The organism is Serratia sp. CY38905 (assembly GCF_052168875.1).
GTDB lineage: Bacteria > Pseudomonadota > Gammaproteobacteria > Enterobacterales > Enterobacteriaceae > Serratia > Serratia sarumanii.
In genome coordinates, this window is the sequence record NZ_JBJNLV010000010.1 from 164805 (window position 1) to 187170 (window position 22366).

Genomic DNA, 22366 nt, shown 5'->3' on the forward strand with positions numbered 1-22366 from the left:
AGGCCTGCCCATCAGGCTATTTTACTGGCCATTTTGCCTCCGGGCAGTGCCCCCACTCCTCACGTACTGCGTGTACGCTGCGGTTTGTGCGCGCTGGCCGAAGGCAAACTGGCTGCGACAATCACGCCTGATGAACAGGCTTCTGCATAGGCTGCACGGCGCTTTTCAGCCGAGCTGCCCGTTGCCGAGGTGTTTCACCCGGCGTTTCACCTCTTCCTGCTTGCCGGCGTTGAACGGCCGGGCATCGGGGCTGCCGAGATAGCCGCACACCCGGCGGGTGACCGAGACCTTGGCCGAGTCGTGGTTGCCGCATTTCGGGCAGGTGAAGCCTTTGCTGGTGCAGGAGAACTCACCGGTGAAGCCGCATTCGTAGCACTCGTCGATCGGCGTGTTGGTGCCGTAGTAAGGCACCCGGCTGTAGCTGTAGTCCCACACGTCTTCCAGCGCCTTCAGGTTGTGCTGCAGGTTCGGGTATTCGCCGTAGCAGATGAAGCCGCCGCTGGCCAACGGCGGGTAGGGCGCTTCGAAATCCAGCTTGTCGTACGGATTGACCTTCTTCTCCACGTCGAGGTGGAAGCTGTTGGTGTAATAGCCCTTGTCGGTGACGCCCGGCACCACGCCGAAATCGGCGGTGTCCAGCCGGCAGAAGCGATCGCACAGGTTCTCGCTCGGCGTGCTGTAGAGGCTGAAGCCGTAGCCGGTCTCGTCTTTCCAGGCGTCGACGGCGGCGCGCAGCCGTGCGACGATCGCCACCGCTTTGGCGCGCAGCGCCTCGTCGTCATACACGTGATTTTCGCCGCCGAACAGCGCGTTGATGGTCTCGTGCAGGCCGATATAGCCCAGCGAAATTGAAGCGCGGCCGTTCTTGAAGATATCGGCGATGTTGTCGTCGGCCTTGAGCCGCACGCCGCAGGCGCCTTCCATGTATAAGATTGGCGCCACCCGCGCCTTGATGCCTTCCAGCCGGGCGATGCGCGTCATCAGGGCCTTTTTCGCCAACTGCAGGCGCTGATCCAGCAGCGCCCAGAAGCGCGATTCATCGCGCATCGCCTCCAGCGCGATGCGCGGCAGGTTGAGGCTGATGACGCCGATGTTGTTGCGGCCGTCGTGCACCAGCTCGCCGTCCTGCTCGTAGGTGCCGAGGAAGCTGCGGCAGCCCATCGGCGTTTTGAACGAGCCGGTGACCTTCACCACCTGATCGTAGTTGAGGATGTCCGGATACATGCGCTTGCTGGCGCACTCCAGCGCCAGCTGTTTGATGTCGTAGTTCGGATCGCCGTACTGGTGGTTGAGGCCGTCGCGGATGGCGAACACCAGTTTGGGGAACACGGCGGTCTTGCGGTTTTTGCCCAGCCCGGCGATGCGGTTTTTCAGGATCGAGCGCTGGATCAGGCGCGATTCCCAGCTGGTGCCGAGGCCGAAGCCGAAGGTGACGAACGGCGTCTGGCCGTTGGCGGTGTGCAGGGTGTTGACCTCGTACTCCAGCGACTGGAAGGCGTCGTAACACTCTTTCTCGGTGCGCGCCATGGCATAGCCTTTGGCGTCCGGGATCTGCCACGCTTCCGCCACCTGCAGGTGTTTGCGGAAGCTCTCGTCGACGAACGGCGCCAGAATTTCATCGATGCGGTTGATGGTGGTGCCGCCATAGATATGGCTGGCGACCTGGGCGATGATCTGCGCGGTCACGGCGGTGGCGGTGGAGATCGACTTCGGCGGCTCGATTTCGGCGTTGCCCATCTTGAAGCCGTTGGTCAGCATGCCTTTCAGATCGATCAGCATGCAGTTGAACATCGGGAAGAACGGCGAGTAGTCGAGATCGTGGTAGTGAATTTCGCCGCGTTCATGGGCCAGCACCACGTCGCGCGGCAGGATATGCTGCTTGGCGTAGTGTTTGGCGACGATGCCCGCCAGCAGGTCGCGCTGGGTGGGGATCACCTTGCTGTCCTTGTTGGCGTTTTCGTTCAGCAGCGCGCGGTTGCTCTGCTCGACCAGGCCGCGAATCTCCTGGTTCAGGCGGCCGCGCAGCTCGCGCGCCACGTCGCGATCGTGGCGGTATTCGATATAGGCGCGCGCCAGCTGTTTGTATTCGCCGGCCATCAGCTGGTTTTCCACCGCCTGCTGGATCTCGTGGATATCGACGCGCGGCTGCTGCTCCATGCGCTGAGCGACCACGCGGGCGACGGTGGCGCAGTAGTCGGCGTCGACCACGCCCACCGCCAGCGCGGCGCGCTCGATGGCCTGCGCGATGCGCGCTTCGTCAAAAGGTACCTGGCAACCGTCCCGCTTAATCACTACTGGTTTCACGTTGTACTCCTTGTTCCCCGAGGGAGCGTTCATACCCGCCTGGCGTGGCGAGCAACCGTCAAATTTCGCTTATCCACAGGGCAAAGCCGCAGCGCGTAAGGGCTGTGGCGGCGTGTGGATGATTTTGTGGATAACTACTATATATAGGTGTTCGCAATTCTTAATGCACTATATATAGATATTGGCGAGATTCTTTTGATGTAGAACAAGGAAATCGGAAGAGCGTGCGCAAGCTGAACAGTCGTCAATCGCTCACCGGCCGATCGCGAAAATGCGCCAGCAGAAAATCAACCCAGACGCGCACCCGCGGCGGCAGATCCGCCGAGGCGTAATAGAGCCACAGCTGCACCGGGCGCGGCCAGCACTCCGCCAGCACCGGCCGCAGCGTGCCCTGCTCAAAGTGCTTTTCGAGGTACCAGCGCGCCAGGTTGACGATGCCGAGCCCGGCCAGCGCCGCATCCAGCAGCATCTCCGGGCGGCTCACCACCAATCGGCCGTTCAGATCCAGCGCCAGCGTTTCACCCTGATGGCGCAGCTGCCATTTGACGTGGCGGCCGTTGCTGGGGTTGCGGTGCAGCAGGCAGTCGTGCCGCAGCAGATCGTGCGGCGTTTGCGGTTCACCGCGCCGCGCCAGATAGTCGGGCGACGCTGCCAGCACCATATGCATCGGGTAGAGCGGGCGCGCCACCAGCCGGCTGTCGGGATCGACCCGGCTGCCGATGCCGACGTCGAAACCTTCGCCCACCAGATTCACCACCCGGGCATCCAGCGACAGATCGAGATCGATCTGCGGGTAGCGCGCCAGAAATTGCGGGATCAACGGCATCAGCATCTGGCGGCCAAAGCCGGGGATCATCGTGACGCGCACCACCCCGGCCGGCGCCTGCCGTTCGCCGCCGGCGCTTTCCAGCGTCGCCGCCAACGCCTGCCACAGCGGCGCCACCTGCGCCAGCAGCGCTTTGCCCTCGTCGGTCAGCAGCACGTTGTGGGTGTTGCGCTGAAACAGCCGCAGCGCCAGCTTCTCTTCCAGCGCGCGGATATTTTTGCTGACCGCCGCCGGCGTGACGCCCAGCTGGCGGGCGGCGGCGGAGAAATTTTGCGCCTGCGCGGCGGCGAGGAAGGCCGGCAGCAGGCGGTGCACGTCAAAGGGCAGCGACATAGTGGTTGATACTTTCGGTTGAAATTGAAGTGACCTTGAACAGCCTACACCCGAAGCGGCAGAAATGGAAAAATGCCTCATCTTCTTCTTTACGTTCAAGGAATCCTTTATGTCACGCATTTTAGTGTTAACCGCCCACCGCACCCCCGACGAGTCGCGCATCAACCAGGCGCTGATCGAGGCCGTGCGCCCGCTGCCTAACGTGACCGTGCACGAGCTGATCCGCGCTTACCCGGATTACCGCATCGACGTAGCGCGCGAACAGGCACTGCTGGCAAGCCACGATGCGGTGGTAATGATGTTCCCGTTTTTCTGGTACAGCTCGCCGGCGATCCTGCGCGAATGGCAGGACGCGGTATTAACCTATGGTTTCGCCTACGGCAGCGAGGGCACCAAACTGCACGGCAAGCCGCTGCAGCTGGTGGTGAGCACCGGCGGCAACGCGCAGGCCTACACGCCGGCAGGCTACAACCGCTATCCGGTGCAGGATCTGCTGCTGCCGTTCCACGCGCTGGCTAACCTGACCGGCATGGATTATCTGCCGCCGCATCTGGTGCAGGGCGTGAGCGACATGAGCGATGAGCAGTTGGCGCAAGAGGCCGCCGGGGTGGTGGTGCTGATGGGGACATTGTAGGGCGCAGTTCATCGCTGCGCCCTGCGGGGTCAGTCTTCGAGCAACCACCACACCGCTTCGAACGGCCGCAGCGTCAGCGCCTGCGGCTGGTCCTCCGAGTCGCTGTAGTTGCTCATCAGCGGGCGCCATTGGGCGGAGGCTTCCACGCCTTCCGCCGCCCAGGCCAGCGGTTCGCGGCTCAGGTTGGCTACCACCAGCAGGCGCTGGCCGTTCCAGCTGCGCTGATAGCACCATAGCGCCGGGTGATCCGGCGCCAGATCCTGATAGTCGCCGTGGGTCAGCAGCGGATACTGCTTGCGCAGGGTGATCAGCTGGCGGTAGGCGTAAAACACCGAATCGAGGTCGGCCAGCGCCGCGTCGGCGTTGATGTGCGGGTAGTTCTCGGCGCAGCCGATCCACGGCGTGCCGGTGGTGAAACCGGCGTGCGGCGCGGCGCTCCACTGCATCGGCGTGCGGCCGTTGTCGCGCGATTTGTCCGCCAGGATCGCCAGCAGTTCGGCGTCGCCGCGGCCCTGGGCGCTCAGCTCGGCGTACATGTTCAGGCTTTCCACGTCGCGGTACTGCTCGATGGTGCGGAAGCCGGGGTTGGTCATGCCGATCTCTTCACCCTGATAGATATAAGGCGTGCCCTGCATGCCGTGCAGCACCATCGCCAGCATTTTGGCGGCCGGTACCCGCAGTGCGCCTTCATCGCCGAAGCGCGACACGATGCGCGGCTGATCGTGGTTACACCAGAACAGCGCGTTCCAGGCGCGGTTATGCATCCCCTGCTGCCAGTGGCGGAAGATCTGCTTTAACTCCACATAATCCGGCGCCGCCCGCGTCCATTTTTCACCGCCGGCGTAGTCCACCTTCAGGTGGTGGAAGTTGAAGGTCATCGACAGCTCTTCGCCGCTCTGCGCCGCGTACTGCTGGCAATGCTCAAGCGTGGTGGAGGACATCTCGCCCACCGTCATCAGGCCGCGTGGCTGGAACACGTCGCGGCTCATTTCCTGCAGGAACTCGTGAATGCGCGGGCCGTCGGTGTAGAAGCGGCGGCCGTCGCCCTGGCTGTCGGACGGGAAGTCCTGCTGCTTGGACACCAGGTTGATCACGTCGAGGCGCAGGCCGTCGACGCCTTTGTCCGCCCAGAACTGACACACTTTCTTCAGCTCTTCGCGCACCGGCGGGTGTTCCCAGTTGAGATCCGCCTGCTCGGTGGCGAACAGGTGCAGATAGTACTGGCCGCTGTCGGCGTGCCACTGCCAGGTGTTGCCGCCGAACTTGGATCGCCAGTTGTTCGGCGGCGTATCCCCCTCGCCGTCGCGCCAGACGTAGAACTGGCGATACGGGCTGTGGCGATCCTGCGCGGCCTTGAACCACGGATGCTCGGTCGAGGTGTGGTTGAACACCATGTCCATCACGATGCGGATGCCGCGCCGGTGGGTGGCGGCGACCAACTGCTCGAAGTCCGCCATGGTTCCGTAAGCCGGATCGATGGCGCAGTAGTCCGCCACGTCATAGCCGTTGTCCACCTGCGGCGATACATAGACCGGCGTCAGCCAGATGGCGTCGACGCCCAGCTCCTGCAGATAGTCCAGCCGCCGGGTCACGCCGGCCAAATCGCCGTAGCCGTTGCCGGTGCTGTCCTGAAAACTCTTCGGATAAATTTGGTAGATGACGCCGTTCTGCCACCAGGGGGTTGGGTTGCTCATAACTGGATACCTTTGAATCGTGACAACGAGCCCGCGTGAGCGGGCCCCTACATTCATCTTGCGTCAATTAAACCGGCAGCTCGCCGCGGGCGGCCTTGCGTTTGTAGACCATGATGGTCAGCACCAGCGGGATGACGATCGCCACCAGAATCGCCAGCGAGTAAATCAGCCAGAACTGCGGCTTGATAGACAGGATGCCCGGCAGGCCGCCGACGCCGATGCCGTTGGCCATCACGCCGTCCAGGCCGCAGATCAGGCCCGCGATCGCGGAGCCGATCATCGCGCACAGCATCGGGAAACGGTATTTGAGGTTGATGCCGTACATCGCCGGTTCGGTCACGCCGAGATAGGCGGAGATCGCCGCCGGCACCGAGATTTCACGCTCGTTGGCCTTGCGGCTGATGATGATGATGCCGAGCACCGCCGAGGCCTGCGCGATGTTGGACAGCGCAATCAGCGGCCACACCGGGGTGCCGCCCATGCTCTGAATCATCTGCATGTCGATGGCCAGCGTGGTCTGGTGCACGCCGGTGATCACCAGCGGTGCATACAGGAAGCCGAACAGCGCGGCGCCCACCGGGGCGAAGCTGCCGGTCATCACCGCTTTCACCGCCCAGGCGACGCCGTCGCCGATCATGCGGCCGAACGGCCCGATCAGCGCGTGCGCCAGGAACACCGCTAGCAGCAGCGAAACCACCGGCACCACCACCAGATAGAGGTAGTCGGGGACGATCTTTTTCAGCCGGGTTTCGATCCAGCCCAGCGCCATGCCCGCCAGGATCGACGGGATCACCTGCGCCTGATAGCCGACTTTCTGGATCACGAACCAGCCGAAGTTCCACACTTCCGGCGTTTGCTGGCCGAGCAGGTAGGAGTTCATCAGCTGCGGCGACACCAGGGTGACGCCCAGCACGATGCCGAGTACCGGGGTGCCGCCCATCTTTTTCACCGTCGACCAGCAGATGGCCACCGGCAGGAACATGAAGATCGCTTCACCGAGCAACCACAGGAAGTCGTAAATGGTTTTCCACGCCGGGTGCATCTGCGCCAGCGTTTGGCCGCCGGACATCGGGATATCGCCGATCACGTTGCGGAAGCCGAGGATCAGACCGCCGCTGATCAGCGCCGGCAGCAGCGGGAAGAAGATCTCGGCGAAGTGGGAGATGGTGCGCTCGGTCCAGGTCATGTTCTGGCGCGCGGCCACCTTGGCCTGCTCCTTGTCGGCCTCGTTGACGCCGGTGCTGGCGATCAGCGCCTGATAGTAGTCGCCGACGTCGGTGCCGATCACCACCTGGAACTGCCCGGCGTTGGTGAAGCAGCCTTTGACCATCGGCAGCTCTTCGATTTCCTTGGGGCTGGCCTTGCTGGGGTCGTTGAGGACGAAACGCAACCGGGTAATGCAATGGCTGACGGTGGCGATGTTTTCGCGGCCGCCGACCAAAACAATCAGGCGATCAATATCCTGCTGTTTTACTTTGCTCATTATGGGATACCTGCAGAGGTGTTGGCTGAGTAATGATCAAAGCTTAGTCACTCGGATTTTTTTATGGAATGGGAACGTTCCCGGTTTGGGGCGAGGATCACAAAATGACAAAAAATGGTCGTCTTTTAATCAGGAAAGTTTGCTGGGCACCACCAGGCGGCGGATCCCCTGTTCACCGTTGAGCTGCGCCAGCAGCTGTTGCGCCGCCAGCAGGCCGGCGCTGCCGTAGCCGAACTCCACCGACAGGGTGTCGGGGAACAGAAAGCTGAGCAGCGGGGTGTTGCCGATGGCGCACACCTGGATGGCGTGCGTCGGCTGCTGCTGCAGGTATTTGATCGCCCCCAGGGCGATGCTGTCGGAGGCGCAGATCAGCGCGCTGGTGTGCGGGTCGATCACCTCGGCGGCGTGTTGGAAACCGCTCTGGTAGCTCAGCTCGCCCAGCGTGGCGCGCGGCGTGAGCTTGAGGCGCTCGCAGGCGTCGAGATAGGCCTGGTAGCGGCGCTGGCCGGTGGTGGCGTCGCTGAGCTGCACCCCCAGATAGCTGATGTGCCGGTGCCCTTGCCGATACAGGCGATCCATCAGCAGGTTCACCGCGCCGGCGTCGTCGTAGCAGACGGACGAAAAGCCGTCGTATTCGCGCACCATCACCACCATTTTTTCCTGCCACGGTTTGAGCATCGCCGCGGTCAGCCCGGTAAAGCCGAACAGGATCACGCCGTCGACGTTGCGCTGGCGCAGCACGTGCAGGTGCTCCTGCACCAGGCGGGTTTCGAACTGGCTCTCCATCACGATAGGATCGAAACCCTGCTGATACAGCAGCGGCAGCATGGTGCGCACCGCCTGGTTTTCCGACGGCGAATCGAGACGGGAAACGATGATGCCCACCACTTTGTCGCTCTGGCCGCGCATGGCGCGCGCCGACTTGGAGGGGGTAAACCCTTGCTGACGGATCACCGCTTCCACCCGTTCGCGGGTCTGCGGGCTCACGCTGCCTTCGTTGTTCAGCACCCGTGAGACGGTGGATTTGCCTACGCCGCTCAGGCGTGCGATGTCCTTGATGGTCAGCCGGTTTTGCATGGTTTACTTTTCGTTGAGGTGGACAGGCGTAACATAATGGCCTGTAAAACAATGCCCGTCAGCATAGCTCATTTTCCCACGCGGATCTTGAGGCAATACGGGATTGTTGCACTGCGCTGAACGGCCGCTCCTGCCGCTCTGTTTTTCCCTTTACCGGAGGTGATTCCCCATATGGACCCCGACCCGACCGCTTTAGACACTCACTCGGTTCACCGGTAAAACCTTTCCGCCTGGCGCTGCTGTTTTACCGGTGAAGTACATCACGGTAACCGGTGGCGCGCGCTTCGTCGTTCGCTCCTGCTGCTGAAAAAAGAATAAGGATCTGCGTTGGCAGAGGCTTTTTGGCGCACCCGCCATCCGCCCGGCCGATGACGATCCCCGTTTACCCGCTGCCGTGAGGCACCGGGCGACGAGGTGCGAACCATGAAACTGAAAAAACTCCCCCGTCAGCTGCTGGGCCTGTTCGCCCGCGGCCTTCCGCGCCGTTTGGTGCGCCGCGACAGCCTGCTGGACGGCGTCGGCGGCGCTGCGCACGATATTCCGGCCGGCCTGGCGCAACAGCGGCTGGAATGCGCCGCCGCAGAGACGATGCAGCTGTTTGAGCGTTTCCACAGCCACCCGGAAGGCATCACCGCCCATGAGGCGGAGCAGGTGCGCCGGCGCTGCGGCGAGAACGTCATCGACGATCAGCAGAAAGAGGCCTGGTGGCAACACCTCTGGCACTGCTACCGCAACCCGTTCAACCTGCTGCTGACCGCGCTCGGCATGATCTCGTACGCCACAGAGGATCTCACCGGCGCGCTGGTGATCGCGCTGATGGTGCTGATCTCCACGCTGCTGAACTTCATCCAGGAGGCGCGCTCCAACCGGGCGGCCGATGCGCTGAAAGCGATGGTGAGCAACACCGCCACGGTGATCCGCAGCGATGCGCTCACCGGCAAGAGCGAACACGTGGAGCTGCCGATCGCGCAATTGGTGCCGGGCGATATCGTCAAGCTGGCGGCCGGGGACATGATCCCGGCGGATCTGCGCCTGCTGTCGGCCAAGGATCTGTTCATCAGCCAGGCGGCGCTGACCGGCGAATCGCTGCCGGTGGAAAAATCCGCGGCGCCGCAGGCGCTGGCGGCCGATCCGCTCGACTGCCAGAACCTGTGCTTCATGGGCACCAACGTGGTCAGCGGCACCGCGCTGGCGATGGTGATCGGCACCGGCGGCGGCACCTATTTCGGCCAGCTGGCGCAGCGCGTCACCAGCCAGGAGCAGCAGCCGAACGCCTTCCAGAGCGGCATCAGCAAGGTCAGCTGGCTGCTGATCCGCTTTATGCTGGTGATGACGCCGATCGTGCTGCTGATCAACGGCTACACCAAGGGCGACTGGTGGGAAGCGGCGCTGTTCGCGCTGTCGGTGGCGGTCGGGCTGACGCCGGAAATGCTGCCGATGATCGTCACCTCGACGCTGGCCAAAGGGGCGGTGAAGCTGTCGCGCCAGAAGGTGATCGTCAAACGCCTGGACGCCATCCAGAACTTCGGCGCCATGGACATTCTGTGCACCGACAAGACCGGCACCCTGACTCAGGACAAGATCGTGCTGGAGCGCCACACCGATGCGTTCGGCGCCGGCAGCGAGCGGGTGCTGCGCTATGCCTGGTTGAACAGCTTCTACCAGACCGGGCTGAAAAACCTGCTCGACGTGGCGGTGCTGAGCTGCGCGGAGCAGAATCGGCAGCCGGCGGCGTTGCAAAACTACCGCAAGGTGGATGAGATCCCGTTCGATTTCGTGCGCCGCCGCATGTCGGTGGTGGTGGCCAAGGACAACGAGTATCACGAGCTGGTGTGCAAGGGCGCGCTGGAAGAGATGCTGGCGATTTGCAGCCACGTGCGCCACGAAGACGAGGTGATCCCGCTGAGCGAGGCGCTGCTGGCGCGCATTCGCCGCATCACCGACGATCTCAACCAGCAGGGGCTGCGGGTGGTGGCGGTGGCCAACAAGATCCTGCCGGCGCAAACCCATGAATACGGCGTGGCGGATGAGTCGGATCTGATCCTCGAAGGCTACGTCGCCTTCCTCGATCCGCCGAAAGAGAGCACCGCGCCGGCGCTGGCGGCGCTGAAACAGAACGGCGTCACGGTGAAGATCCTCACCGGCGACAACGAGCTGGTGGCCGCCAAAGTGTGCCGGGACGTCGGGCTGGAGGCCGATAGTCTGCTGCGCGGCCGCGAGATCGAACAGATGGACGACGAGCAGCTGGCGCAGGCGGCGGCGCGCACCACGGTGTTCGCCAAGCTGACGCCGCTGCACAAGGAGCGCATCGTCAAACTGCTGCGCCGCCAGGGGCACGTGGTGGGCTTTATGGGCGACGGCATCAACGATGCGCCGGCGCTGCGCGCGGCCGATATCGGCATCTCCGTCGATTCAGCGGTGGACATCGCCAAGGAAGCGGCGGACATTATCCTGCTGGAAAAAAGCCTGATGGTGCTGGAGCAGGGGGTGATCGAAGGGCGCCGTACCTTCGCCAACATGCTGAAATACATCAAGATGACCGCCAGCTCCAACTTCGGTAACGTGTTCAGCGTGCTGATCGCCAGCGCCTTCCTGCCGTTTCTGCCGATGCTGCCGCTGCACCTGTTGATTCAGAACCTGATGTACGACATCTCGCAGATCGCCATCCCGTTCGATAACGTCGACGACGATCAGATCACCCAGCCGCAGCGCTGGAACTCCGCCGATCTGGGGCGGTTTATGGTGTTCTTCGGGCCGATCAGCTCGATCTTCGACGTGCTGACCTTCAGCCTGATGTGGTGGGTATTCAAGGCCAATACGCCGGAAATGCAGACGCTGTTCCAGTCCGGCTGGTTCGTGGAAGGGCTGCTGTCGCAAACGCTGATCGTCCACATGATCCGCACGCGCAAAATTCCGTTTATCCAGAGCCGCCCGTCCTGGCCGCTGTGCATCATGACGCTGGCGGTGATCGCCACCGGCATCGGCCTGGTGTTCTCGCCGCTGGCCGGCTTCCTGCAGCTGCAGGCGCTGCCGCTCGGCTACTTCCCGTGGCTGGTGCTGATCCTCGTCGGTTACATGGTGCTGACCCAGTGCGTGAAAGGCTGGTTCGTGCGCCGCTACGGCTGGCAATAACCCGCTCGCCCCCTCCGGCCGGGAGGGGGCGACTGTGATCCCGTCCGCTTTTTCACCGCAACGGTTGGACATCTGTTCTGGGCTGAGTCTTTATCTACAGCGTTGGCTGTTTTCCCCTGCGCCTTTCAAGCCACCGCGTTGTTGTTTATCGCCTGGCGGTGGTTTGAAATTCATTGGGGATATTTTGTTTTTTTCCTCTGAGGAATTTCCGATGCACAGACCTTTCCGTTATACGCTACTGGCTTCATCGTTATGGTTTTCTTGCGGCGCGCTGGCGCAGCCGGCCGGCGATCTGCCGCTGATGCCCTGGCCGCAGCAGGTGGAAGTAACGCAACCGGCGGGCAAGCTGGTGCTGGATCACCGTTTGTCTCTGACGCTGCAGGGCGACGATCTGGGCGACGCGCTGCCGCGCTGGCGCCAGCGCATCGGACTGCAGACCGGCTGGACGCTGGCGCCGATGGAAGAAGCGAACGGCGCGGCGATCAAGGTGGTGATCAAGGACCGGGTGGCGGCGCAGCCGCTGCCGGGCAGCGATGAGAGTTACCGGCTGGCGGTCACGCCGCAGGGCGCCACGCTGACCGCCAACACGCGTTTCGGCGCGCTGCGCGGCATGGAGACCCTACTGCAGCTGCTGCAGACCGACGGGCAAAATACCTTCCTGCCGCTGGTGGATATCCGCGACGTGCCGCGTTTTCCGTGGCGCGGCGTGCTGCTGGATTCGGCGCGTCATTTCCTGCCGCTGCCGGACATTCTGCGCCAGCTCGACGGCATGTCGGCGGCCAAGCTTAACGTGTTCCACTGGCACCTGACCGACGATCAGGGCTGGCGCTTTGCCTCCGAGCATTATCCCAAGCTGCAACAGCAGGCCAGCGACGGCCAGTTCTACACCCGCGAGCAGATGCGGCAGGTGGTGGCTTACGCCACGGCGCGCGGCATTCGCGTGGTGCCGGAGATCGACATGCCGGGGCATGCCTCCAGCATTGCGGTGGCCTATCCCGACCTGATGAGCGCGCCGGGGCCGTATCGGATGGAGCGCGAGTGGGGCGTGCATAAGCCGACGCTCGATCCGACCCGCGACGAGGTGTATCAGTTTGTCGACACGATCGTCGGCGAGCTGGCGGCGATCTTCCCCGATCCTTATCTGCACATCGGCGGCGACGAGGTGGACGCCAGCCAGTGGCGGGCGTCGCCGTCGATTCAGGCGTTTATGCAGAAGAACGGGCTGGCGGATACCCATGCGCTGCAGGCCTACTTCAACCAGAAGCTGGAAAAGATCCTCGAGAAACACCAGCGGCAGATGGTCGGCTGGGACGAGATCTATCATCCGTCGCTGCCGCGCTCGATCGTCATTCAGTCCTGGCAGGGGCAAGACTCGCTGGGCGCCAGCGCGCAGGACGGCTATCAGGGCATCCTCTCCACCGGTTTCTACCTCGATCAGCCGCAAAGCACCGCCTATCACTACCGCAATGAAATTCTGCCGCAGCCGCTGGGGGTCGAGACGGCGGTGCAGCCCGGCGAGCAGGCGCAAAGCTGGGGCTTCAGCATGCCGCGCTTGAAGGGCAGCGCGGTGGAGGGCAGCTTCACGCTGATCGAGGGCAAACAGGGCTGGCGCGGCTTTATCGATTTCAACGGCAAGTCGCGCCGCGCGGTGCACGACATTGTCTGGCGCACGCCGCAGCAGGTGACGTTCCGCGTCGATACCTGGATGGGTGACACGCGGCCGGTGTTCACGCTGCAGCAGGACAAGCTCAGCGGCTATACGTTGGTCGGCAACGTGCGTTACCCCACCCGCGGCGACAAGCTGGCGGCGGTGCCGGCGGGCAAGATGCCGGTGGTGCCGGACGAGAAGGGGCAGGCCAACATTCTCGGCGGTGAAGCGGCGCTGTGGGCGGAAAACGTGCGCGCGCCGCTTCTCGATCTCAAGCTGTGGCCGCGCGCCTTCGCGGTGGCGGAGCGGCTGTGGTCGGCGCAGGACGTCACCGACGAAAACAACATGTACCGGCGGCTGGCGGCGATCGACGCCTGGTCGGTGGTGTCGGTCGGCCTGCAGCAGCACGCGGAAACGGCGCGCGAATTCACCCGGCTGAGCAACAGCGTGCAGATCGTGCCGCTGCAGATCCTGGCCGAGGCGGTGGAGCCGGCGCAGTATTACACCCGCCAGCACCTGAAGTTCCAGGCCGGCAACTATCACCAGTTCGAACCGCTGAACCGCTTTGCCGATGCGCTGCCGCCGGAGAGCGGCGCGGTACGTGAGATGCAGGCACAGGTCGCAGCCTTGTTGAAGGATAAGCGCGATAAGGCGGCGGCGCAGGCGCTGCGCGAACGACTGCAGCGCTGGCAGGCGAACGGCGCGGCGCTGCAGACGGCGATCGCGGGCAACCGCACGCTGCGAGAGCTGGCGCCGGTGGCGCAGGACGTCGATGCCTTGGCCACGCTGGGCTTAATGCTGCTGGATCGCCATCAGCAGGGCAAACAGCTGAGCCGGGCCGAGGCCGAACAAGCGCAGCGCCAGCTGGATGCGGCGGCGCAGACGCGCGACGAGGTGGTGATTGCGGCGGTGTACCCGCTGGAGGCGCTGCTGCGGGGGCTTAAAACGGAGTGAGGGTGACGGGGCTCGGCCAGCTGAGCCCCGGTCTCGTTACGCCCGAAGCGACAGCGGCGCATACCCGATGGCGTGCTGCAGGTAATTCAGCAGCAGCTGGCGGGTGAAGCGCGGCTCATCGATGCCGCTGCCCTGCAGGAAGCGTTGCAGGTTGCTGCAGTCCCACCGATAGGTGTCTTGATAGAGCTCCACCGTCGATAGCTCGTCCACCATAGGATCCTTGAACAGGCTGAGCAACGGATACAGCGGCGCGTCGCTGTCGTTTTCCCATTGGGCCCGCCACTGTGCGAAGGGCAGAGGATGAAAGTGATAACCGAACTCGCGCTCCAGCAGGCTGAAAAACTCACGCAGCGTCAGATTATTGTCACCTTGATGGATCAGGTTGAATTTCTGCCCCAGCGCCTGCGGGTTGCGAGAGACGTGGGCGATGGCCCGGGTCATGTAATCCACCGTGGTCAACCCTTCGCGCAGATCCCGTAAATCCGGCACCGTGCCGCTGTTGATGCAGGTTCTCACCAGCCGCGCCCACCATTGGTAATCGGCGTTGACGCCGGTGCGGCTATGGCAGGTGGCGTAGCCCAGGCGGAAGGTCATCAGCGGCAGGCCTTGCTTCGCCGCCAGATCGGCGATCTTCTCCATCACCCATTTGCTGCGCACGTAGCCGATATCGCGGCTGACCGCCGGCAGGTTTTGATCGATATCGTCGCTTTCCCGCATCACCCGCTTACCGGTGTGCAGATGCCCCCAGCTGTAAACGGAGATGGTCGACAGCAGCATCAGCGGCTTGGTGCGGCTATGCGCCGCGAAACGAATGATTTCCCGCAGGCCCTGTACGTTGTCGCGCTTCATGTAGGCGTAAGGCTGGATAAAATTCACCGCGCTGGCCGAATGGTAAATCAGATCGATATCCTGACTTAACACCCGGTAAGCCGCCGGGGCCAGCGAGAAATGGTGTTCCGCCACGTCGCCGGGCAGGATATGGAGGCGTGCGCGCTGCCCGGCGCTCAACGCGATCCGGTAGCGCTGCAGCACCGCCTCCAGCCGCTGTCTCGGCGGCAGTTTGGCGCCGTCGCGCACCAGACAGTACAGCTCGGCGTCGGTGGTGCGCAGCAGATCGGCCAACAGGTGCGCGCCGACGAAGCCGGTGGCGCCGGTCAGCAAAATGGCGCGCGGCGCGCTGATTTGCCGCGCATCGAACGTCGGATCGATGACGAGATCCGACGGCAAATACACGTCATCCAGCAAGGCGCGTGCCGGCTCGCCGTCTTGAGGTTCAGACGTTTGTTCTTGTCCCTGGCGTTGCGCCATCGCCTGCGCCAGCGTCTTCAGGTTCGGGTATGCATAGATATCACGCACATAGGTTTTGACCGCGAACGCTTTACCCAGTTGGTTTGCCAGGTTTGCCGCCAGCAGCGAATGCCCGCCCAGCGCGAAGAAATCATCGTCGGCGCGGATATGATCGATTTTCAGCAGCCTGCGCCACAGATCGGCGACGATCCGCTGGTGGCCGTCGAGCGGTTCAGCAGGGGCCGGCTGAGCCTCGGGCGCCAGGGCCAACAGCGCCGCCTGGTCGATTTTACCGTTGGCGTTGATCGGCAACCGATCCAGATGCCGGTACTCGGCGGGCAGAGAGTAGGCGGGCAGCTGATCCTGAAGCTGCCGTTTAACCCGTGCAATGAGATCGCCGCCGGGATCTTCACCGGTCAAAAACGCCAGGATCCGCTTGTCGCTCGGATTGTCCGTTTGATTGACGAGGGCGATGGCGGTTTTTACGCCGGAGACCTGCGTCATCAGGCTGCCGATTTCACCGAGTTCCACGCGATTGCCGCGGATTTTGACCTGGGCGTCGAGGCGCCCCAGGTACTGAATGCGGCCGTCAGGCAAGCGGCGCGCCCGATCGCCGCTGCGGTACAAGCGCTGGCCGCCGACGTGCGGCGAAGTGACAAAACGCTCGGCGGTCAGCTGCGGGGCGTTCAGGTAGCCGCGCGCCAGGCAGAGGCCGCTGATGCAGAGCTCGCCAGATTCGCCGTCGGTTACCGGCCGCAGGCGCTCGTCGAGGATGAATACCTGCGTATCGGCGATGGGCCGGCCAATCGTGGACGGCGGGTTTTGCGTCGCGCAGCGCACGCGGTTGCAGGTGGCGAAGATGGTGGCCTCCGTCGGGCCGTAGTAATCCACCACTGCATAGTCGATGCCGCGCAGCTCGAGCGGATTCAGCTTTTCACCGGCGGTGAACAGGTATTTCAGCGCCAGCCCGGCGGGCTGCGGCGCGCCGATGACCTCCGGCACCAATACCGTAGGGACAAAGGCGTGGGTGAGGCGATGCCGGGCGAAGAAGGCCAGCAATGCGTCCGGCTGCAGGCGGGTCTCCTCGTGCGGCAGATACAGGGTGCCGCCGCAGATCAGCGGTGCCCAGATTTCCCATTGCGCCACGTCAAAACCGACGCCGGCAATCAGCGTGGAACGGCTGTGTTTATCCATCGCGAAACGTTGGTTATGCCAGAGGAGCAGGTTTAACAGCGAACGGTGTTCGATCATGACGCCTTTGGGCGCGCCGGTGGTGCCGGAGGTGAAAATAATATAGGCAAGCGCATCGGAGGGCGGAGGGGAAAATACAGTTATGGAAACTTTAGGCAGGGAAGTATTATCAATGGAAAGGACTTTGCGCGGGAGGTTGTCGATATTTACACGAGCATCATGGTTGCTGAAGAGGATTATCGGCGAGCCACTTTGTTCGATAATATTGCGAATGCGCCGTTCGGGATAGCGGGCGTCAATGGGAATATAGCAGGCTCCGGCCTTGGCGATCGCCATCATGCCGATCGGCAATTCCACCGTGCGCTGCGCGACCAGCGGCACGGCATCGCCGGGCCGAACCCCTTCCTGTTTCAGGCGGGTGCACAGTGCGCTGCTGGCTTCATCCAATTGACGGTAGGTCAGATGTTTATTATCGCCGACGACGGCGGTTTTTTCCGGATAACGGGAAGCTTGTTGGATAAAATAATCCAATACGCTAGGTGCCATGGTTATCTCCTGTCATTATTCACGGAGTGAACGAAATGAAACAGCAATGACCCGGCCGGGTGAGAAATAATTATAGGCGTGTTTTTATTGTGGGATTGTAAATGTGAGCGGTATTACGCTATCGCTATAAATTAATTGGATTAATAAAATTCTTACAATAAAAACGGCCAGCCGAAGCTGACCGTCATTCGCGTGCGTGTCGATTAACGACGCACGGCGATGGCTTCGATTTCGATCTTCACGTCTTTCGGCAGACGCGCCACTTCCACGCAGGAGCGGGCCGGGAACGGCGCGCTGTGCTCGGTGAAGAAGGCTTCGTACGCGGCGTTAACGGTGGCGAAGTCGTTCAGATCTTTCACGAACACGGTGGTTTTCACGATGTCGGCAACGATCAGGCCGGCGGCTTCGACGATCGCTTTGACGTTTTCCAGCGACTGGCGCGCCTGAGCGGCCACGTCGTCGGCGACGGCGCCGGTTTTCGGATCGACCGGGATCTGGCCGGAAGTGATGATCATGCTGCCCAGATCAACGCCCTGCACGTAAGGACCAATGGCTGCCGGGGCGAGTTCAGTGCTGATATTACGTGACATGTTTTCTCCTGATAGACCCGTTGTCTTTCACGCCGCCGCGCGGTCGGCCGCAGCTTGAAATTCGGTGGGTAGCAACGTGGGTAGAGTTATTTTCAGGCACCCATTATAGGGAGTGACGCGCAGATTAACAGCGCCGCTCCCGCTAAAAGGGCAGAATTCAGTCGGCCTGCAACACCACCTGATGCTCGAACTCTTTCTCGCAATAGCGGCACTTCAGGTGCACTTCGCCGTCGCGCGGCTTCACGCTGAAGCTCGACGCCACCGGCTCGCTGCGGCTGATGCAGTTGCTGTTCGGGCAGGTCAGCACCCCGTCGATGTGGTCAGGCAGGCTGAGGGTCAGCTTGCGCACCACTTCGTAGTTATCGATGCGGTTTACCGTGGCCTTCGGCGCGTACATCGCCAGCTGGTTGGCCTGCTGCTCGGTTAGGAAGGTGTTCTCGATCTTGATCAGATCCTTGCGGCCCAGCGCGTTGGAGGGCAAGTTCAGGCCAATGGTGATGCGCTGGTCGGTGGCGGTCAGTTTGAACAGCGTCAGCAGTTTGAAACCGATCTGCGCCGGAATGTGGTCGATCACCGTGCCGCATTTGATCGCTTCGACCTGCAGTTTGTTGTCGTGAGTCATGGCGGTTCCCCCTTAAAGAGCCAAATCTGCGTTGAGCACCAGCGCCAGCAGCGCCTGGCGGGCGAAGATGCCGTTGCCCGCCTGTTGGAAGTAGTAGGCATGCGGCGTTTTATCCACGTCGGTGGCGATCTCGTCGATGCGCGGCAGCGGGTGCAGCACCTTGAGGTTGGCGCGCGCGCCGGCCAGATCCGCGGCGCGCAGCACGAACTGCGCTTTCACGTTGGCGTACTCGGAAGGATCGAGGCGCTCTTTCTGGACCCGGGTCATGTAGAGAATATCCAGCTCCGGCACCACTTCTTCAATGCTGCTGTGCAGGCTGTACTCGATGCCTTTCTCTTCCAGCATTTTCAGGATATAGGCCGGCATCGCCAGCGCGTCCGGGGCGATGAAGTAGAAACGGTTGCCTTCGAACTTGGCCAGCGCCTGGGTGAGCGAATGCACGGTGCGGCCGTACTTCAGGTCGCCGACCATGGCGATGCTGAGGTTGCTCAGGCGGCCCTGGGTTTCCTGGATGGTGAACAGATCCAGCAGGGTCTGGGTCGGGTGCTGGTTGGCGCCGTCGCCGGCGTTGAGCACCGGCACGTTGCCGGAGAATTCAGCGGCCATGCGCGCCGCGCCTTCCTGCGGGTGACGCATCACGATAGCGTCCACGTAGGTGCTGATCACCGAGATGGTGTCGGCCAGGGTTTCGCCTTTCTTGCCGAGCGAGGTGTTGCTGCCGTCGGCGAAACCGACTACCGAGGCGCCGAGGCGGTGCATCGAGGTTTCGAACGACAGGCGAGTACGGGTCGAGGCTTCGAAGAAGCAGCTGGCGATCACCTTGTGTTTCAACAGTTCCGGCTGCGGGTTGGCTTTCAGACCGGCGGCGGTGCGCAGCACCAGCTCCAGATCCTCACGGCTGAGATCGTTAATAGAGATGATGTGTTTGTGATACAGCGGGTTGGCCATTTTTCACTCCTCCTCGACGCGTGCCCGTGGCGCGGGACTTTTCGATATTCTCAAGGCAAAAAAAAGCCCCTCAATGAGGGGCTTGAAACGATCGGTTTAGCAACAGGAGAAACAACGGCAGCTGGCCGCCGATAGGCAGTCGGTTTTGTCGATTGCGGCTAACAAAACAAACGTCGTTTTTCATGCTTTCTCCTGGCAAATTGTGGCGCATTATACTCGCGCTTTTCGCCACTGCAAGCGTTAAAACGCCGTTTTTTGCCGCCCCGCAATCGATTGGCCGGCGATGGGCGCCCGCCGGCTATTTGCTGACGCGATCGTAGTAGACCATGTCGGCGTTCAGCCCCTGCTGGTAGCCTTTGACGTTGTCGCGCAGCACCACTTCGGTTTTGGCCTGATCGATAAACACGTACGGCGAACTGCGCTGCAGTTCCTGCTGCATGGCGGTATACAGCGCGCGGCGCTTGGCCGGATTGGCTTCGGCCAGCGCCGCCAGCGTCTGCTGGTTCAACTGCGGGATCTGCCAGCCGTTCAGCCCGGCCACCGTGCTGCTTTTGCCGTCGTTGTAGGCGAAGGCGCTGGCGTTGGAGTGGGCGTCGAAGTAATCCGGGATCCACAGGCGGATCGCCGCCTGATGCTGCCTGGCGCGCACGCGGGAGTAAACCTGGCTGCCCGCCGCCGGCAGCAGCTCTACTTTCACGCCGGCGGCGGCGAAGCTGCCCTGCAGCGCCTGCGCGATGGTGATGAACGGCGGCTTGTTCTCCACGTCCAGCGTAAAGGTGGCGTGGGTGATGCCCGCCTTGGCCAGGATGGCTTTCGCCTTGGCCGGATCGTAGCTGAACGGGTTGGTCTCCAGCGCGCCCGGCAGCCCGACCGGCAGGAAGCTCTGGTGCACGAAGTATTGGCCCTTCAGCAGATCCTTCGTGATGCCCTGATAATCCACCAGATAGCGCGCCGCTTCCCAGAAGGCCGGGTTGTTCAGCAGCGGATTGGCGCCGTTGCCGGTGTTGAACACCAGGTAGTTTTGTTCGGCGGAGGGGATCTCCAACACCTTGACGCCCGGCTGGTTTTTCAGCGTGTCGGTCTGATCGGCGCCCAGTTCGCGAGCGATATCGGCGTCGCCCTGCTGGATCAGCAGGCGGCGGGTGGCCGGATCCGGCACGTTTTTAATGATGATGTTTTTCAGCTGCGGCTTGTCGCCCGGCGTGGTGGGGTTGGCGTCCAGCACGATCGCCTGATGCGGCTGATAGACGCGCATCTTGAACGGGCCGCTGCCGGCGGAGTGCATTTTCAGCCAGGCGTTGCCGAAGTCGCCGTCTTTGACGTTGGCCAGCGCCGCCTTGCTGTCGACGATCGAGGCGATCGGCGTCGAGAGGATATTCAGCGCCACCGCCGGGCTGACGTCCGCCGTCCAGCGCAGCTGCACGGTATGTTCGTCGATCTTCTTCAGTTGCGCGTCGATGTTGTCCGGCTGCCAGCCGAGCACGTTGAGGATGAACGCCGGCGACTTGTTCATTTTGATCGCGCGGCTGTAGGAAAAGATCACGTCGTCGGCGGTCAGCGGGTTGCCGGAGGCGAACGCCGCCTGCGGCCGCAGTTTCACCGTCAGCGTTTTGGCCGCCGCATCGCTCTGCCAGCTTTCCGCCAGCACCGGCGCCACCTTGGCCGGATCGTCGCGATCCGCCTGCACCAGCCGCTGATACAGGCTGGGCACCGTCTGGATGCTGGAGAGTTCGTTGGCTTCCGCCGGATCGAGGCTGACGATGTCATCCAGCGATTGCACCACCACCAGCGTATTCGGCGGCGTGGCGGCTAACGCGGCGGCGGGCAGGGCGGCGAGCAGGAACAGCGGCAAGAGTTTGGCTTTCATCGGTGTGTATCCCCTGAAGGCGCCGCCAGGCGGCGCTGAGAACGGTTTGTTATCGTTGGTTTTTACGGCGCGGGCGCCGTCGGCCTGTCACGGTAGAGCCTTTGCCGGCGGCGGGCAAAGGTCAATCCGCTATTTGATATTCCTGGAATATATTAGCCGCCCTGGCCGGGGGCGCCAGGGCGGAGGGGAGGGCGGTCAGAGGGTTTCGCTCAGGGTGGCGACCAGCACCGCCTTGATGGTGTGCAGCCGGTTTTCCGCCTGATCGAACACCACGCTGTGCGCCGACTCGAACACTTCGTCGGTCACTTCCATGCCGCCGTGCAGATCGTACTGCTGCGCCATCTGCTTGCCGAGCGTGGTTTGATCGTCGTGGAACGCCGGCAGGCAGTGCAGGAACTTCACGTTCGGGTTGCCGGTCAGCTTCAGCATCGCCATGTTGACCTGATACGGCCGCAGCAGCGCGATACGCTCCCGCCAGGTTTCTTTCGGTTCGCCCATCGACACCCACACGTCGGTGTAGAGGAAGTCGGCGTCTTGCACCCCTTCGGCGATGTCTTCGGTCAGGGTGAGTTTCGCGCCGGTTTGTTGCGCCAGCGCCTGGCACTCGGCCACCAGCTCCGCCTGCGGCCAGCAGGCCTTCGGCGCCACCAGCCGCAGATCCATGCCCGCCAGCGCGGCGGCTTCCAGCAGCGTGTTGCCCATGTTGTTGCGCGCGTCGCCGACGTACGCCAGCTTCACTTCACTCAGCGCCTTGCCCGGCAGGTGTTCCTGCACGGTGAGCAGGTCCGCCAGCAGCTGGGTGGGGTGGAACTCGTCGGTCAGGCCGTTCCACACTGGCACGCCGGCGTGCTGCGCCAGGGTTTCCACCAGCGCCTGGCCGTAGCCGCGATACTGAATACCGTCGTACAGGCGGCCCAGCACCCGGGCGGTGTCTTTCATCGACTCCTTATGGCCTATCTGGCTGCCGCTCGGGCCGAGGTAAGTGACCTGCGCGCCCTGATCGAATGCGGCAACTTCGAAAGAGCATCGCGTGCGGGTCGAGTCTTTTTCGAAGATGAGCGCAATGTTTTTGCCCTGCAGCCGGCGCTGTTCCTGCCCCTGCTTCTTGGCCTGCTTCAGATCGGCCGCCAGTTTCAGCAGCGCCTGCAGCTCGGCGGGGGTGAAATCCATTAACCTCAGAAAGTGACGTTGGTAGAACGCATTGCCGGTGCTCATAGTCCGATTCCCTGA

14 protein-coding genes are annotated in these 22366 nt (G+C 62.8%); 3 read left to right on the top strand and 11 right to left on the bottom strand.

The features are described 5' to 3' along the window. Positions 1–165: 165 nt before the first annotated feature. Together nrdD and ACJ8MK_RS19670 are read right to left on the bottom strand one after the other, a co-directional pair. The gene (gene nrdD, locus ACJ8MK_RS19665; RefSeq protein WP_047569581.1) at positions 166–2304 is read right to left on the bottom strand and encodes an anaerobic ribonucleoside-triphosphate reductase; all 2139 of its coding nucleotides are present in this window, start codon (positions 2302–2304) and stop codon (positions 166–168) included. A gap of 244 nt (positions 2305–2548) precedes the next feature. Then, entirely contained in the window at positions 2549–3463 is a 915-nt protein-coding gene (locus tag ACJ8MK_RS19670) for a LysR family transcriptional regulator (RefSeq protein ID WP_033636854.1), read from the bottom strand. Positions 3464–3572: 109 nt separating this feature from the next. On the opposite strand from ACJ8MK_RS19670, the gene ACJ8MK_RS19675 reads away from it, so the two are divergent. Then, positions 3573–4097: an NAD(P)H-dependent oxidoreductase gene (locus ACJ8MK_RS19675; RefSeq protein WP_346418693.1), complete on the top strand. Its 525-nt coding sequence runs from the start codon at positions 3573–3575 to the stop codon at positions 4095–4097. A gap of 29 nt (positions 4098–4126) precedes the next feature. Here ACJ8MK_RS19675 and treC read toward each other — a convergent pair whose 3' ends face one another. The 3 genes from treC to treR form a co-directional block, all read right to left on the bottom strand. Beyond that, positions 4127–5791, bottom strand: coding sequence for an alpha,alpha-phosphotrehalase (treC, locus tag ACJ8MK_RS19680; protein ID WP_442517991.1), 1665 nt, complete (start codon positions 5789–5791; stop codon positions 4127–4129). Positions 5792–5858: 67 nt separating this feature from the next. After that, a complete protein-coding gene (gene treB, locus ACJ8MK_RS19685; protein WP_033636857.1) occupies positions 5859–7274 on the bottom strand; it encodes a PTS trehalose transporter subunit IIBC in 1416 nt (471 codons plus the stop codon). Between the two features lie 129 nt (positions 7275–7403). Beyond that, positions 7404–8351 carry a trehalose operon repressor TreR gene (gene treR, locus ACJ8MK_RS19690; protein ID WP_442517992.1) on the bottom strand — a complete coding sequence of 316 codons (948 nt, stop codon included), beginning with the start codon at positions 8349–8351 and terminating at the stop codon, positions 7404–7406. Between the two features lie 423 nt (positions 8352–8774). Between treR and mgtA the strand changes: the two genes are divergently transcribed. Then, a complete protein-coding gene (gene mgtA / locus ACJ8MK_RS19695) occupies positions 8775–11483 on the top strand; it encodes a magnesium-translocating P-type ATPase (protein ID WP_442517993.1) in 2709 nt (902 codons plus the stop codon). A 211-nt stretch (positions 11484–11694) separates the two neighbouring features. Then, positions 11695–14085 carry a family 20 glycosylhydrolase gene (locus tag ACJ8MK_RS19700; RefSeq protein ID WP_442517994.1) on the top strand — a complete coding sequence of 797 codons (2391 nt, stop codon included), beginning with the start codon at positions 11695–11697 and terminating at the stop codon, positions 14083–14085. A gap of 36 nt (positions 14086–14121) precedes the next feature. Here ACJ8MK_RS19700 and ACJ8MK_RS19705 read toward each other — a convergent pair whose 3' ends face one another. The 6 genes from ACJ8MK_RS19705 to argF all read right to left on the bottom strand — a co-directional run bounded on the left by ACJ8MK_RS19705 (position 14122) and on the right by argF (position 22351). Continuing rightward, positions 14122–17109 (bottom strand): non-ribosomal peptide synthetase, encoded by a 2988-nt coding sequence (locus ACJ8MK_RS19705; protein ID WP_346402556.1) that lies wholly within the window; start codon positions 17107–17109, stop codon positions 14122–14124. 203 nt (positions 17110–17312) lie between these two features. Continuing rightward, positions 17313–17699: a 2-iminobutanoate/2-iminopropanoate deaminase gene (gene ridA / locus ACJ8MK_RS19710; protein WP_004933379.1), complete on the bottom strand. Its 387-nt coding sequence runs from the start codon at positions 17697–17699 to the stop codon at positions 17313–17315. A 157-nt stretch (positions 17700–17856) separates the two neighbouring features. Then, positions 17857–18321 carry an aspartate carbamoyltransferase regulatory subunit gene (pyrI, locus tag ACJ8MK_RS19715; RefSeq protein ID WP_033636863.1) on the bottom strand — a complete coding sequence of 155 codons (465 nt, stop codon included), beginning with the start codon at positions 18319–18321 and terminating at the stop codon, positions 17857–17859. Between the two features lie 12 nt (positions 18322–18333). Continuing rightward, positions 18334–19269: an aspartate carbamoyltransferase gene (gene pyrB / locus ACJ8MK_RS19720; protein WP_033636864.1), complete on the bottom strand. Its 936-nt coding sequence runs from the start codon at positions 19267–19269 to the stop codon at positions 18334–18336. Between the two features lie 298 nt (positions 19270–19567). Further along, positions 19568–21136: an ABC transporter substrate-binding protein gene (locus ACJ8MK_RS19725; protein WP_442517995.1), complete on the bottom strand. Its 1569-nt coding sequence runs from the start codon at positions 21134–21136 to the stop codon at positions 19568–19570. Positions 21137–21331: 195 nt separating this feature from the next. After that, positions 21332–22351 carry an ornithine carbamoyltransferase gene (gene argF / locus ACJ8MK_RS19730; protein ID WP_033648630.1) on the bottom strand — a complete coding sequence of 340 codons (1020 nt, stop codon included), beginning with the start codon at positions 22349–22351 and terminating at the stop codon, positions 21332–21334. Positions 22352–22366: the final 15 nt, after the last annotated feature.

What these genes read in the sequence shown, in the direction of transcription:
- ACJ8MK_RS19670 (WP_033636854.1), bottom strand. Translation starts at nt 3,463, where the DNA reads ATGTCGCTGCCCTTTGACGTGCACCGCCTGCTGCCGGCCTTCCTCGCC.
- ACJ8MK_RS19675 (WP_346418693.1), top strand. Translation starts at nt 3,573, where the DNA reads ATGTCACGCATTTTAGTGTTAACCGCCCACCGCACCCCCGACGAGTCG.
- treC (WP_442517991.1), bottom strand. Translation starts at nt 5,791, where the DNA reads ATGAGCAACCCAACCCCCTGGTGGCAGAACGGCGTCATCTACCAAATT.
- treB (WP_033636857.1), bottom strand. Translation starts at nt 7,274, where the DNA reads ATGAGCAAAGTAAAACAGCAGGATATTGATCGCCTGATTGTTTTGGTC.
- treR (WP_442517992.1), bottom strand. Translation starts at nt 8,351, where the DNA reads ATGCAAAACCGGCTGACCATCAAGGACATCGCACGCCTGAGCGGCGTA.
- mgtA (WP_442517993.1), top strand. Translation starts at nt 8,775, where the DNA reads ATGAAACTGAAAAAACTCCCCCGTCAGCTGCTGGGCCTGTTCGCCCGC.
- ACJ8MK_RS19700 (WP_442517994.1), top strand. Translation starts at nt 11,695, where the DNA reads ATGCACAGACCTTTCCGTTATACGCTACTGGCTTCATCGTTATGGTTT.
- ACJ8MK_RS19705 (WP_346402556.1), bottom strand. Translation starts at nt 17,109, where the DNA reads ATGGCACCTAGCGTATTGGATTATTTTATCCAACAAGCTTCCCGTTAT.
- ridA (WP_004933379.1), bottom strand. Translation starts at nt 17,699, where the DNA reads ATGTCACGTAATATCAGCACTGAACTCGCCCCGGCAGCCATTGGTCCT.
- pyrI (WP_033636863.1), bottom strand. Translation starts at nt 18,321, where the DNA reads ATGACTCACGACAACAAACTGCAGGTCGAAGCGATCAAATGCGGCACG.
- pyrB (WP_033636864.1), bottom strand. Translation starts at nt 19,269, where the DNA reads ATGGCCAACCCGCTGTATCACAAACACATCATCTCTATTAACGATCTC.
- ACJ8MK_RS19725 (WP_442517995.1), bottom strand. Translation starts at nt 21,136, where the DNA reads ATGAAAGCCAAACTCTTGCCGCTGTTCCTGCTCGCCGCCCTGCCCGCC.
- argF (WP_033648630.1), bottom strand. Translation starts at nt 22,351, where the DNA reads ATGAGCACCGGCAATGCGTTCTACCAACGTCACTTTCTGAGGTTAATG.